We start from the raw sequence: 13673 nt of genomic DNA, 5'->3' as shown, positions 1-13673 counted from the left end.
ATCCTCCTCTCTATTATTAGAGATTAGATGTTGCAGCGACCGGTTGAAACCGCAGCCAAGAGCGTCCCTCCTTTGGGCCAACCGGCAGGCGTCGGAAAACATAGGGAAGTTTTTTTTGAGAAATTTCCATCAAAGAGGGAAGAGCGCAGGCATAATGACGGAAAGAAGTTGGATTACCTTCAACGAACGCCTGGAATGAGCTGCAAGGACTGACCGATGCCGGGTTTCGGCCCGGCAGCCGAGCCACTTCTGTTTCGGCAAAAGTGGCCAAAACCATTGACGCCACGTTTGGCCTCATTGAAGAGGAGGGACGCCAACTCTGAGTGTAACGAAGAATCTTGGGCCAGCTCACAGCCACATGGCTTAGCGAAATGACCCTCGCGACTCAGAGCTTCCCGTTTGAGGCCGCTTTCATGGAAAGGGAAATGCGCTTGCGGGGTATGTCGACTTCCAGCACGGTGACTTTGACTTGTTGGTTGACCTGCACCACCGTGTTGGGATCACTGACAAATTTGTTGGCGAGTTGACTAATATGGACGAGCCCATCCTGATGCACGCCGATGTCGACGAACGCGCCAAAGGCCGTGACATTGGTCACCACCCCGGACATGATCATGCCCGGCTTAACCTGCTCGATGGATTGCACCCCTTCATCAAATTTCACGGCTTCAAATTGTTGACGGGGATCACGGCCGGGTTTGGCCAATTCGGTGAGAATATCCGTTAAGGTCGGCTTACCCACTTCCTCCGTGATGTATCGAGTGAGATCGATCGTGCGTTGTCTGGCAGGATCCCTCATGAGATCCTTGACGGTGCAGCCTAAATCTTTCGCCATCGCGTTAACCACGGCATACCGTTCGGGATGCACGGCACTGGCATCCAGCGGATGCTCCCCATCGGTGATGCGTAAAAATCCTGCGGCTTGTTCAAACGCTTTGGCTCCCAGGCGGGGGACTTTCTTTAATGCCGTCCGGCTCGCAAACGGACCATGTTCCTGTCGATAGGCCACGATATTCGTGGCGAGTTGCGGCCCGACGCCGGAGACGGCCGTGAGCAGTTGCGGGCTGGCCATATTGACGTCCACCCCTACCCGATTGACGCAACTGATCACCACATCCTGGAGCCGTTGCTTTAAGATGCTCTGATCAACATCATGTTGGTATTGCCCGACGCCGATGGCCTTGGGATCGATTTTCACCAGTTCGGCTAAGGGATCCATCAGACGCCGCCCGATCGAGACCGCGCCGCGCACCGTCACATCGTGATCGGGAAATTCCTCCCGGGCGACCGGAGACGCGGAATAGACGGACGCGCCGCTTTCGTTGACCATGACGATCGGGATGGCGGATGGCAATTTGAGCGCGCGCAGGAACGTTTCGGTCTCCCTCCCGGCCGTCCCATTGCCCACTGCGATCGCCTCAACCTGAAAACGCTGACACAACTCCACCACCGTGTCTCCCGCCTTAGCGGCTCCGCCTGTTCCCAGATGCGGAAAGATGGTCTCCGTATGACGCAAGGTGCCCTGTCGGTCCAAACAGACCATTTTACATCCGGTGCGAAATCCCGGATCGATGGCCAGGACGGTCTTCTGTCCCAGAGGTGGCGCCATGAGCAGTTGCTGCACATTTTGGGCAAACACTTCTATGGCCGTTTGATCGGCCCGGGTTTTGGTGACCAAGCGGGCTTCGGTTTCCATGGAAAGGGCCAGGAGCCTGGTAAAGCTATCTTTGACGGCCAGGATGACCTGTTCCGATGCGGGCCCCTTTCCTTTCACAAAGAGGCGATGCAGAATTGAGAGGGCTTCGGCTTCCGGCACCAGCACACGAAAGGTCAGAAAACCTTCCACCTCGCCACGCCGCATGGCCAGCACACGATGGGATGGCGCCTTGGCCACCGGTTCTTCCCATTCAACATAATCCCGATACTTACTGCCTTGCACATCTTTTCCGCGCACAGCCGTGGTCTTGAAAGTCCCTTGTTCCAGATACAGGGCACGCATGGAGGCGCGAGCCTGCAGATCTTCGCTGATCCATTCGGCCATGATATCGCGCGCACCGGCCAACGCGTCCTCCACCGTCTCGACGCTCAGTTCCGGATTCAAAAATTTCTGCGCTTCCGCTTCGACATTCAATTGGGCATCTTGTGCCCAGAGGCTCAACGCCAACGGTTCCAATCCTCGTTCTTTGGCGATCATGGCTCTGGTGCGGCGCTTGGGTCGGTAGGGTAAATAGATGTCTTCCAATTCGGTCATGGTCGTGGCCGCCTGCACCTGCTCTCGCAGCACATCGGTCAGCTTGCCTTGTTCCTCGAGCGAGGCCAGGATGACCTCCCGCCGTTTATCCAATTCTCGAAGCTGCGCCACGCGGTCCCGAATGGAGGTAATGACAACCTCATCCAACCCGCCGGTGACTTCTTTGCGGTACCGTGAAAGAAACGGCACCGTGGCGCCATCATCCAGCAGACTCACCGTGGCCGTGACCTGCTTGTCGGTGATCTTCAATTCCTTCGCAATGGTCTTATCATGCAATGCTGAATTCATAGTCTCGTTACATCCTTACGTATTTTTGAGTGAAATTTTTGTCACGAGTCGTTCTTCACAACGACAGCCATATTACGCTTACATCCTCTCAGCAACTTACTTGGGTTGGGGTTCCAGCTCCCATCCCTTTGCTCGCAAACACTGGTCAACTTCTTGTTGTGCCGACTGCTCGGCCGATCGAGTGATGAACCCTTGGCTCACCCCTGGTTTTCCCATTTGACCACTGGGAATGCCCGGGCCGGGGGGCGGCATCAGGATTTGACTGCGGCAATCGACTCGATCCGCCTCTAAATCCGCTTCCGTGGCACCGGCCTTGACATACTTCACGTCAGTGCATCCATAGAGGAACAGACTTCCAACGCAAACCACCAGCCATGCTCTCATCATGAGATACCCTCTTTTTCTAAATGGAGTTGAGTGGAAATGTGGCCTTGATATGGTCTTTATGGAATAGACGAGATATACTCGTCAACTTTCAATCTCAAAAGGAAATGTAGGATACCAGAGTGAACACCTTTTCAAAAATACAGAGGCTGAGTTTTCTCTTCTGTGTGGTCCTCAGTCTGCCCGGTTGTGCGCAAAAAACCCAATCATTGGATTTTTCCGGTTTTTTAACTGATTACAACAGCCTTCGTCCTTCCCCGGATGACAGCGGTGCCTGGACCTACCGGAAGCCAGGCGTCAATTTCAAAGACTACAACACCATCATGCTGGATCCCCTGGTGATCTTTCCCAGCCAACATTCTGAGTATGGTGGCCTTGATGGGTTAACAGCCTGGAGATTGGCTCTGGCATTCCAGGAAAGCATGAGCCGCGCACTGGCAGGAGGCTATGTGATCGTGAAAGATCCCGGTCCCGGGGTCCTGCGCCTCCGCGCAGCCTTGACGGATGTGATGTTGGAGCGCCCGGCACTGGAATCGTCGATCCCGCTGCTTCCCCTGGCCAACGATTTCCTGATCCAGGGTGCCGAAAAAATTTCCGGCATGAATGCCCTGGAGGGAGAGGCCGCGATTGAGGCCGAGATATTGGATACACAGAGCCAGGAACGGTTGGTTGCTTATGTTGAAAAACGGATGAGCTCAGAGGTTCTCCTGACGCGCGAAAAGGATTCCCTGGGACCCGTGCTGGAAATATTTGACTACTGGGCAAGGAAACTTCGACAACGGTTAGACGAGGAACGCGGGATACGCGAATATCAAAAAGATATTCAGTAAACCTCTCTCCAGTTTCCCGATCACCACAAAAACTAAGGGGATAAGAGGCAAGAATTCCACGATCACGGTCGCCGGGGTGAAGCACCTATGCGCTGGATCGTCATGGTTACTCTTTAACTTTTAGACAACGCTTCTTCTCAACCGAGAGTTGTTTTTTCCCTGTCCGGGGGTGGTCTTCATCGTTGAACGCATGATCATTCCCTCGCCACGTCTTACCTGTTTTCCAGACGACTGTAGTCAAGCAACCCTGCTTCAACGGGTGACTCGTTTTTATAGGCAGCTTGTATGGCATCACTATGCTTCCAAAAATCAGGATCACTTCGTCTGACACCGAAACGATTGAGCAGAGCTTGATAATCCTCCTCACTACCGAGATGTTCCACGGCGCTGACAAACTCTTCGAGTGTGGATTCGTCGACCTGGTAAAAAGCGTTGGGATAGGCACCCAAAAACCCTCGCACCACGGTTAGGGTATCTTCTTCCGGCAAACGCCGTTCTTGTTCAAAGAGCAGATGGGACACATTGCTCATCCCGTTATCATGGATGAGAGTTACCACCTGAGCCTGGGACCCGCCAATTGATAAGATGGCGTTCTGGGGCAACCAGGACACGGCTGTTCCTTGGAAGTGGGATAACTTTTTCAGCTGTTGACGGACGTGGTCATTACCAAAATCCTCAATCGCATATGGCCTGTGCAAGACCGGCGCGAGGCGTTCGCGCACCATCCCGATTAATTCTAATTTATGGTCTGCCGTGCGATACTGAATTCCTGTCTGACGATTGATGCTGTTGAAATATACCGCACCAAAATCTTCGACCTTATCCCCGGCATCTCGATACCAGTATTTCCATTCCTGGGTTCTCGTCCGTTCCGGGAGCAGGGTGAGAAAATCCAGCTCCCCCTCCATTCGCAAAAAATCCATGTACAGGCGGGAATTTAACTGGTGACCGATATTGCCATACACGTCATACCCTGCAACCAACAGATAATGAATCCGCTCAAGCAAGGGATACCCCAGTAACACCATCGTCTTGGGCTCCTCGCCGACAAACCCTTTCACGACGGTCGCATTATCCAGATGTCGAAACACGGTGAGAGCCGCATTGTCATTCTGCCCATCGCCATCCCAAAGCAGGTCGAGTGAAATGGCTTCCGGTGTCGAGACATGTTGCTGGATAAACTTAATTTTGCCGGCCACATAGTTCTTTTCTAATTGAGAATATTTCAGCCAGGTCCCCAGGGGTGTGGCGTTGCTCTGCTCGACGATGGGCATCTGAAGATTCTTCGCTTCTTTTTCAAGGAATTGGGCCCCCTGAGCAATGGTCGTGCTATTGGGGTTTGAAAAAACTATCCAGAACCGCTCATTAATTACATTGAGCGCCACCTGTCCCCGGCAGACAGGTCCCTTGATGAAATTCATCAGGGTAAACTGGGCTTCATCGAGCAGAAACTGATACCTGGATTTCACCGGAATCAATTTGAAGGTTTCAAAAGGATTGGCCGACGTCTCCGGGGCATAAGACGGCAAGGTCGGCACCCCATAGGCCGGTTCTAAAAAGAGGGTGCGATACCGGGACATCCGGTCGGGATTGAGCGCATACGGCATGTGGGTTTTGGCCAAAATCGTGGTCTGGACCGGCTCAAAGCGATAAAAAAAACGATCCACTTTCGGGTCATCATAAGGCCGTCTGGTGGCAATGAGATCAATGCCTTCACCTGGAGGGGTTGTGGATCGTACGAGACGAAAGAACTGCTTGGGGGTGAGGTCATCAAAATAAAGATGGGCCAGGAAGAGATGCTCGTAGAGATACCGGCTCATTAATTGTTCTTTCGGTGTCTGGCCATTCAAAAACGTTTCCCACTCCGAAATGTTTGACAGGACACCTGCGGTCACCGGAGCTGGTGCTTCATCGTCGGCGCCCTCCTCCAACCACTTCATCAATGTGGCATGTTCCTCATCGCCTAAACCGGGTAATCCAAAGGGCATCCCCCATAAGGGATTGTCCCGCGCGAACGCGTCAAACTCCGGAAGCGTCGGGCAATATTGAGGCCGCTCGATGCCAAAATCAAAACTGGGGGGGAGCGGGCTGACAGCGGGAAGCGGGTGCTGTCGCTTCAGGAGCAACATCTTCGCCATCAGGCTCGCTTGGAGATTGGCCTCTTTTGTCTGCACCCGTTCGTTCAACACCGGAAAAAACTGCTTCTCCCGCCATTCGGAGGGTGAATGCGCATCGACAAAAAGCCGGGTGGGTTCCATGGCCAATAATCGACCGGGGTTATAAATCAGTTCTTTGTTGGCACCGCGTTCAATCCCTTCATGGGCACTGAGATTGAGTTGACATGGGGCATCGTAACATCCATGACAGACGATACATCGGGCCTCAAGAATCGGTTTCACATCCTGCCGATAACTGACGGTTGTCACCTCGGTTGTGTTCGTCAGCCGGTTTTGCGGCGAGGAAGGCCCGAATTGTTGATCCAGCTGCATCCCGGCATAGAGGGCACAACCACCCACGATGATCGTGAGAAGCAGGATAAACACAATACGGGCGTATGGACGATCTGTCATCTTATCTCCTCAGGGTTGATTTTCTATTGTTCAGGTCCATGTATTTTTTCACGGTCCTATTCACGACTCCCACTATATCCAAGGGATAGCGAAAATGGCTAATCTCATTCACCTTTCATGACCTTTTGCAATAAACCGATTTCACAGAGAAAACGAGAAAATCTTCAAACCTGAATTGGGCACCATCAGCCATGTTTACTCACATTCGACTCATGCTTCTTTCAACACACCTTTTTTTGATACTGATATGTGCAGAATGTTTTGTGCGAAATGAGCCATCCCGGCTCTGGTTTGAGCACAGCGTGCGTCTTAGGGAGACTTTTTGAATGGCCGTGTGACCGGCGCAGGTTTTGGTGCCCGGGCGGGTTTCAATTTTTATGACCATGGTCCCGGCTCTCATAGAGTCCGAGACCCACCACTAGTGTGCTCGTCTGTTAATCACCTTACGAAAATGAGTCTTTGGGGTGATGGAACGTTCATCGACGACAGAGCAGAAAATGGTACCGATGTACAGGGGGAGATCGACTGTTGAGGGAGGATTCGAAAGAAACCCGGATCCCTGGCGGGATTGCCATTCCTATTCACACGATGTTTCAGGTAGCGCCGCTTCTCGAACCCTTCACCCAATGCCAAAGCGAATAGTTGGAGAAAATGATTGCCTCATGTTGTCATGATCGTCGTGCAGGAGGAAGGGATCACATATGAACCAACGGTCCACCCGCGCGCCCTGCTGTCGGGGCGCCTTCGAAAACGACGCTGGCCTTAGGCTCCTCCTGGCCCCATCTTCACCCCTTCTCCCCAGGTGACGGTCAAGGCAAAAAAGTGCATCGCGGAATCCTTAAAGTTCCCGGATACTTGGCCGGAAAGCGGTCCACGATTTTGATCAACCGGCATATCTCCTATCCAGGTCAGTTCATAGGAAAAACCAAGATTGAGAGTGCGCGTCGTTTGCCAGAGGGCTCCCAGCCCGAATTTGTAGGTTTCGCCAACGGGCATACTGAGTGTACGATTTTTATCCTTCACCATGGAACTATCGTAGGCAAACCCGGTCGAGACCACCCATGCGGGGTTCAAGCGATATTGGGTTCCAAATGCCACATGCCAGGTATCCTGGTAGTTCAGATTGGCGGTAAGGTTTGTGGCGTTGGCTGTATCCACGCCGATATCCACCTTCCCGAATTCCGACCAGTCCTGCCATCCAAAGTCACCCATGATGGACCATGCCCCCGTCAGGTCGTGGTAGGCGCTGAACATCAGCGATTGGGGGACGGTAATACCCACATCGAGCTTCTTGTTCAGCAGACCGTTATTCTGCAAGGTGGTGCCGATGGGACCAAGATTTGAAAATTTCGGCTTATCGGAAAAATTCAAATCAATGGGCGATTGATACGTGAGGCCGAAACGTGTCCCTCGGATCGGCGTGAACATAATACCGATATTGCCTCCCACCCCGACCGCCTGATCTTTGATTTGCATTTGACCGTCATTGGCACTCCCGAGATTGTTGATACCAACGGTTTGTTTGACGGCGCCCAGCATCACGTTGACCCCTCCGCCGACAGACAGGTATTCATTCACCCGATAGCTGGCGGTGGGCATAAAACTGACTCCGGCCAGCAGCGCATCCTTGACATAGTAGCGCCCAACCCATTCTCCCTTATATTTTAATCCCAGACCGAAATTGGAAAAGATGCCAAAGCCCACTCTCCAATCATCTCCAAGGGGATGCACATAAAACCCGCTGGCTCCGGGAAACACATCGATAGGATTCCCGCCTCCCCCGCCGGACGGGGTAGATTTGCCGTCGGAGGTGAATCCAACATCGCCATATAAGAGTTGGGCGCCACCCTGAAATTGAGCCCCCTCCAAGAGGGACATGCCGGCGGGATTCTTAAATAAGGTTGACGCATCCTGTGCGCGGGCCGCCCATCCCGCTCCGGCAAGTCCCACGTCGGGAGTGCCAATTTCAGTCAGGAAGAGCCCTCCGGCTTGAGCCATTACAGGCAGGAGTAATGTTCCTACCAGGAGTAGACACAGGATATGAAATCGGACTTTCACCAAAAACATACTTTCATCAATCCTCGTTATCCGATGGATGCATTGCAGAAGAAGTCCAGGGCCACGCTTCCGACATGGCCCTGAAATCGCTTATTCAAATTGGACGTTGAGAATCTTACGAGCGGCATCCTGGCCCGACGGCAGGACGGCGCACCCGATATACACGGTTTCACCACCTTTCACAGGTATTTGGGAAGTCGTGATCACCTTGTCTCCAGTAATCTCGGAAACGGTCACCATGACCGTCGCCTCCGGATGCTTGTTGACAATACCTTGTTCAACCTTTGAGTGCGGACACTCGCCGTTAGGACGTTCGATCATTTCAGCATAAGGTGTAGCATCCATTTGCTGGAGATTCCCTCCACCACAGGATGTCAATGCAAGGATCACGCAACTCGACCACCAGGGCACAACTCTCATACGCATCTCCTTTTTTGTGAACACATCGATGATTCGACCGAACCATGCTGGGGAAGCCGGGCCATTAGGCCTCAGGCTCCACACAATTTTCTTCACCTCGAAGCATACATGCCCGCCAGCGTACTTTTTCCGCCCAATACCGGTAGGCTTCCTCGACGTCGTTCCACGAATTGGTGACTCCGCTCAGACTTTTCGTCCCTCCCCTGCGATCCACCGCAGCGGCCAACAGCGTCTTGTCCGAGGAATCTGTGACTTTCAACTCCACACTCGCCGAACCGGTAAATCCGGACACGCCTGTCGCGAAACCTTTTATTCCGGTTAAAACTCTCAGCTGAGGAACGATGCTTGAAACCGTATCTAAGACGGGATTGGAGGTTTCGGCTTCCGTGATAGCGGCCTGAATACGCATAACATCCGGACCGGGTGAGGTCACGATTTCATAATCGGTTTTTAAGGCTTCATGTAATTTGACCCAGAAGAGATCCGCCATCCGTTGACGATCTTCGGCGGAAACGTCTTGTAATTGGGAATCCTTGCCGATCCAAAGAGTCACGGGATCAAGAATAATTTTGTGGTATTTCTTCCAATCGGCTTGAGGATTTTTATAGATTTGAAGGGTTTCGTCCTTTTTCCCTTCTTTTAACATGGAATAGTCTCCAAGAAATCCGGATTGTTCCACGTTCCGAGTTTGCTGGGTGCTGGCGCAACCGGAAAGGCTTACCAACAGAATCAGCACCAAGCCGATGTTGACAGGGCTCATAACATTCCTCCATTCGTTGAAAATTTAAATCTGACGATTTTTTCAATTCCTAAACAGGGATGCGCTTAGACGCGGAGTATAGCGAACTGAGAGAAAAATTAACATATTGACCCATAAGGCCGGTTCATCCTCTTCATCCCGAACCGGCATGACCCGCGATCTTGATGACAGAGATTAACTCATCAGTGACACACGCTATGGGTTTCACACCGTTCTTGGGCATGAAGAAGGAGAATGCGTCGGACTTCCTGGATGGTATGGGTATTCGATTGACAGGAATGGCCGGAACGAACCACGAATTCCGATTCCATTCCCTCCAGATGAGCACTCTGATAGGCCACCACTCCATCGTTACCGTCCTCCACGGGACCATCGCCTTCCACTGCTATAATTGAGTGGCCCGAAACTCCGGGAGCCAAAGGCGTCTGAGCCAGGCCTTTCGCCAGCGGACTTCCCGGCTCCATTGCCGACACACTTCCCACATTCATTCCTTGTAAATCCAGCTTGAGTGTGTCGAGTTTTAACGACAGGAGATCTGTGACACCTGACATCAATCGGCCCGGCAGCTTTACGAACTTGGCCAGTTGATGGGCACCCCAACTTCCAGCCACGTAACTCCCATGATGGGGCGTAGCAATAAAGATAAGGCGGTTGACCGTGGGAAGTGGGGTAATAAACAGCATTCGTTGCAGTAAGTCCCGGGTCTGGTTGGAAACCTTCATGTCGTCAAGTGGTTGGTTGCTCACTTCATCCCAAAAGATATTTCCGGTTTCGACGGCCGTGAGTCTGCTCAACAGCCCACCCTGACTATGTCCAATGACGACCATCGCCTGGAGAGCAGGATCCTGATATTTCCGTTCCAGGTCGTTCACGGTTGTTTGCAGGGTTTCCCGCAGCAAAGCCGCAGAATACAAAATGGGATTGCCGGTATCATATGTGAAAAACCAGAACTGAAATCGATCACGAACTGAGGGGTCCGCCATCAGATCGTTGGTCATATCTGCCCACCTTCCGGAGCCGGAGGCCGTCCCATGGACAAAGACGACCGGAATACGGCCTGGTCTATACGGCTCCAGAGCAATTAATTCTCCTGACTCACCGGCCAACGAATCTCCCATAAAAAACCCCTTCAGTTCCCGTGCCCAGACCCGATCATCGGCCAAACTGGCTGCCAGGGAAGAGGTAAATTCAATTTCCAACGGCACATCACTTTCCTGGATACTGATCGTTCTCCGGTCATAGGCGTTATATACCTCCCAGTCTCCCTGAATAGTCCCCTTCTTCAGTTGTTCCATAAGATTGGGAAGCCTCATGAAGGCCGTGACAGGCATTTTGCCTTTGGCAATCTGTAAACCCTCCTCCTGCCCTAAGGGGATTTGATCGGCCGCTAACGGAACTCCGATTCCGGCTTGCCGATACCGGTTGTGTAATCCACGGACTTCCAACTCTGCAACGGGGATGAAATTGGTGAGTGTCCGGTTTTCCCACTGGAGCCGATTTTCCGGAAGGGCCACCTGGAGGGTTCCGAAGGGAAGGGCATAGCTTCCCGATTGCAGAATCATGACGGAACGCTCTTTTGAAATGAATCCTGACGTCAGACTTCTATTGTACAAATCAGCCGCAATCCGCACACGAGGATCAAATGGGTTGAAATGATTGCTCGAATTTTCGGAAAACAAATATAGATACGCATACAAGGCCGCGGCCAGATAATAGGACGGTTGGTTGGTTTTTTGCGCATAGAGAAAAGACAATTCAGCGAGCGCGAACGCTACGGGAGCTTTTCGTTGCTCTTCAGCGAGGAAGATATGGTGCAAGGTGTTCAACGCCTCACGGGGATCATCAAAATAGGCCTCAGTCAGATCGGTGACACGGAGCACATTTTCGGTATAGGGGCTGGTTTCCCCTGAAGAAATCGCGTTTTTGGTTAATTGGTGCCGAACGGTCTCAGAATCGACACGAGTCACCCCTACCGGCGACTGGCAACCGGTCATCATGACGGCGGTGAAGATGACAAAAAACCAGAGACCGTGAGATTGGGTACGAGTCATGTTCCTTGCGATTCCTTTGAGAAAATTGGGTGAAGACTGACTACGGCTAATCCCGAATCATTTTTTTTCGGGATTGACTCAGCCGTTTTCATCTTCGGACGACCGACTTACTCCTCCATTCACGGAGGAGCAAGTCGCCTTATCTGTGATGAACGTAGAAATTCAACCGATAGCAGCCGTGCTGAGGCACAAATCCGAAAACATTCTTGAATCCTGGACTAATCCATCAACGGAATATTGGCGGCAAGATCAAACTTGATCGCAGCCCGGATTTTGTTCTCCATTTGCAGATAGCGAGCCACTTTATGAGCCGGAAGGACGTTGCTCAGTTTTTCGGCATATTCCCTCCGCATTTTGACTTCCGCCCCTTCAGTTTTGATTGATTCGTTGATGAGATCCTTAGCCACTTTCTCAGGCACGGACCCTTTATTGTACGCCTCGGCATACTCGCTGATGAGTCCGCCCAAATGCTGGTTTAAATTCTCCAGTTCTTTTTGATAGCCCTCGTAGAGCGGCCAGAAATCCTTGGATTCTTTGTCCGTCAAATCCATATTGCTGGCGATGAGTAGTTTCTTATCGGCTTTGACCTTATCGATCAGAATTTGCATATTCGTGATTTGTGCATTCTCCGCGAAAACTGGAGTCACGCACAGAATGACGGCGGCAATGGTACACATGATGAACTGCTTCATAACGCTAATACTCCTTGGTTGTGGGTAGATGATGATGAATGCTAGATGAGAGAATGGAATTCTCTCACATCTTCGCCTGAATCGGCGGCAGCAAGCGTAGCAAAGGCGTAAAATAAAGTAAACGCTAGCGGAAAGTTTATTCAGCCTTTCTGTGGGAACTGGTAAAACTGAAATAGCACAACGGCTGCAGATTGAGAATCAACTTAAATCCTGGTTGCGGATATCAGGGAGAGAGAAGATGGGCACGGATGCGACTGGAAAAATCAGGAGCTCGGTCGGCCTGCCCGGCCCGTTCGTTAATATGGGCACGAGCCTGCAATGCTTCGAATGAAGGACCGGCACCCAATTTTCCCTGCTCGTGGAGGTAGGCAGGAGTGTACCCGCTTAACAGAATTTTCCAGGAAAAGGGCACATGGCCGGGATTTAAACGCGTGTGCATCCAGATGACATTCGTGCAGTTAGCGGTGAGGGTATTGTAGAACTTCGGTCGCTCGCGGAGTTCGTTGATGGTATTCATGTACCCCAGAAAAATCCGTTTGAGGTTTTCAGGAGATCCGGCTACTGAATACAGGTACACATCTTCAGGAGGATCTTTTCGATAATTCGTCCGGACCCGGATCAGATCCCGTTCGTCGCCCACGATATAGATCAGCTCATACTGTTTAAAAAATCCTTTGATGGAAGAATAGCCTTCAGTGGCTTCCTTTCTTGCTTCGATGGAAATGGCCAGGTGGTCATCACCGAATCCGAACGTGAGAAAAATATGCGCGATCATCGGACCCATCCAATAGGCGGCCATAAGGTCCACGGAATCCAGTTTGGTGAGATCGTAGGTCTGGTCGTAATAGGCGGGCGTAAAATCGGTTTCAGTACGATAGTCAAAGTTTCGAATATTGTGGACGGTGATCAAATCTCCATCGAAAGAGGCATAGGGAAGGAGGGCCACTTCCGGTTGCCACACGCGATCATTGGACGGCTCGATCATGCTCCACCAGACAAAAAGCACCATAAACAGGCTGAGATAGGATCCAGTGGCCATCCATCGAAATCGACTGGTGCAAAAGCCGACCAACGCCGCAAGGCTGGCTACGGCAAAGCATATAGCCAGGAATGTCCGGAGCATGTCAGATTCCGGCCCGTCAAAATATAACGCGAAGGTGCCCCAGCCCCCCATTCCAACAATCAGGAATGCTCCCAGAGAAAGACCGACGTACCTTATTCTCTGTCGCAGGAACATTCCTTTATGAGCATGTGTCAGGATTGAGGAGCACGTTACTCTTGCTCTTGGCAAAACCTGACACACAAGAGGCATGAGATTCGCGAACTAAGCAGAAGATTCCGGAAGATTGATATACCTGGGAAACGACAA

At 51.8% G+C, this 13673-nt stretch carries 10 protein-coding genes; 1 reads left to right on the top strand and 9 read right to left on the bottom strand.

Annotated features, from left to right (window positions below; translation table 11 throughout):
- Window positions 1–385: 385 nt before the first annotated feature.
- Entirely contained in the window at window positions 386–2539 is a 2154-nt protein-coding gene (locus PJI16_04570; protein ID MDT3776834.1) for a Tex family protein, read from the bottom strand.
- Window positions 2540–2635: 96 nt separating this feature from the next.
- The gene (locus PJI16_04565; GenBank protein MDT3776833.1) at window positions 2636–2926 is read right to left on the bottom strand and encodes a hypothetical protein; all 291 of its coding nucleotides are present in this window, start codon (window positions 2924–2926) and stop codon (window positions 2636–2638) included.
- Between the two features lie 119 nt (window positions 2927–3045).
- Here PJI16_04565 and PJI16_04560 point away from each other — a divergent pair, with 119 nt between their 5' ends.
- On the top strand, window positions 3046–3753 hold the full coding sequence (locus PJI16_04560) for a DUF3313 domain-containing protein (protein ID MDT3776832.1): 708 nt from the start codon (window positions 3046–3048) through the stop codon (window positions 3751–3753).
- A gap of 212 nt (window positions 3754–3965) precedes the next feature.
- Here the strand turns inward: PJI16_04560 and PJI16_04555 are convergent, their stop codons facing one another.
- The 7 genes from PJI16_04555 to PJI16_04525 all read right to left on the bottom strand — a co-directional run bounded on the left by PJI16_04555 (window position 3966) and on the right by PJI16_04525 (window position 13427).
- On the bottom strand, window positions 3966–6323 hold the full coding sequence (locus PJI16_04555) for a fatty acid cis/trans isomerase (GenBank protein MDT3776831.1): 2358 nt from the start codon (window positions 6321–6323) through the stop codon (window positions 3966–3968).
- A 762-nt stretch (window positions 6324–7085) separates the two neighbouring features.
- On the bottom strand, window positions 7086–8390 hold the full coding sequence (locus PJI16_04550) for an outer membrane protein transport protein (protein MDT3776830.1): 1305 nt from the start codon (window positions 8388–8390) through the stop codon (window positions 7086–7088).
- Between the two features lie 81 nt (window positions 8391–8471).
- Window positions 8472–8801 (bottom strand): hypothetical protein, encoded by a 330-nt coding sequence (locus PJI16_04545; protein MDT3776829.1) that lies wholly within the window; start codon window positions 8799–8801, stop codon window positions 8472–8474.
- Window positions 8802–8865: 64 nt separating this feature from the next.
- Window positions 8866–9561 carry a DUF3313 domain-containing protein gene (locus PJI16_04540; protein ID MDT3776828.1) on the bottom strand — a complete coding sequence of 232 codons (696 nt, stop codon included), beginning with the start codon at window positions 9559–9561 and terminating at the stop codon, window positions 8866–8868.
- Window positions 9562–9743: 182 nt separating this feature from the next.
- A complete protein-coding gene (locus tag PJI16_04535) occupies window positions 9744–11612 on the bottom strand; it encodes an alpha/beta hydrolase (protein ID MDT3776827.1) in 1869 nt (622 codons plus the stop codon).
- Window positions 11613–11830: 218 nt separating this feature from the next.
- Complete coding sequence (locus tag PJI16_04530; protein MDT3776826.1) at window positions 11831–12304, bottom strand: hypothetical protein; 474 nt, start codon at window positions 12302–12304, stop codon at window positions 11831–11833.
- Window positions 12305–12527: 223 nt separating this feature from the next.
- Entirely contained in the window at window positions 12528–13427 is a 900-nt protein-coding gene (locus PJI16_04525; GenBank protein ID MDT3776825.1) for a DUF4105 domain-containing protein, read from the bottom strand.
- Window positions 13428–13673: the final 246 nt, after the last annotated feature.

The sequence above is a fragment of the Nitrospira sp. MA-1 genome (genome assembly GCA_032139905.1).
Lineage (GTDB): Bacteria > Nitrospirota > Nitrospiria > Nitrospirales > UBA8639 > Nitrospira_E.
The sequence above is the reverse complement of the archived record's forward strand: the minus strand, read 5'-3'. Positions and strand labels throughout refer to the sequence as shown.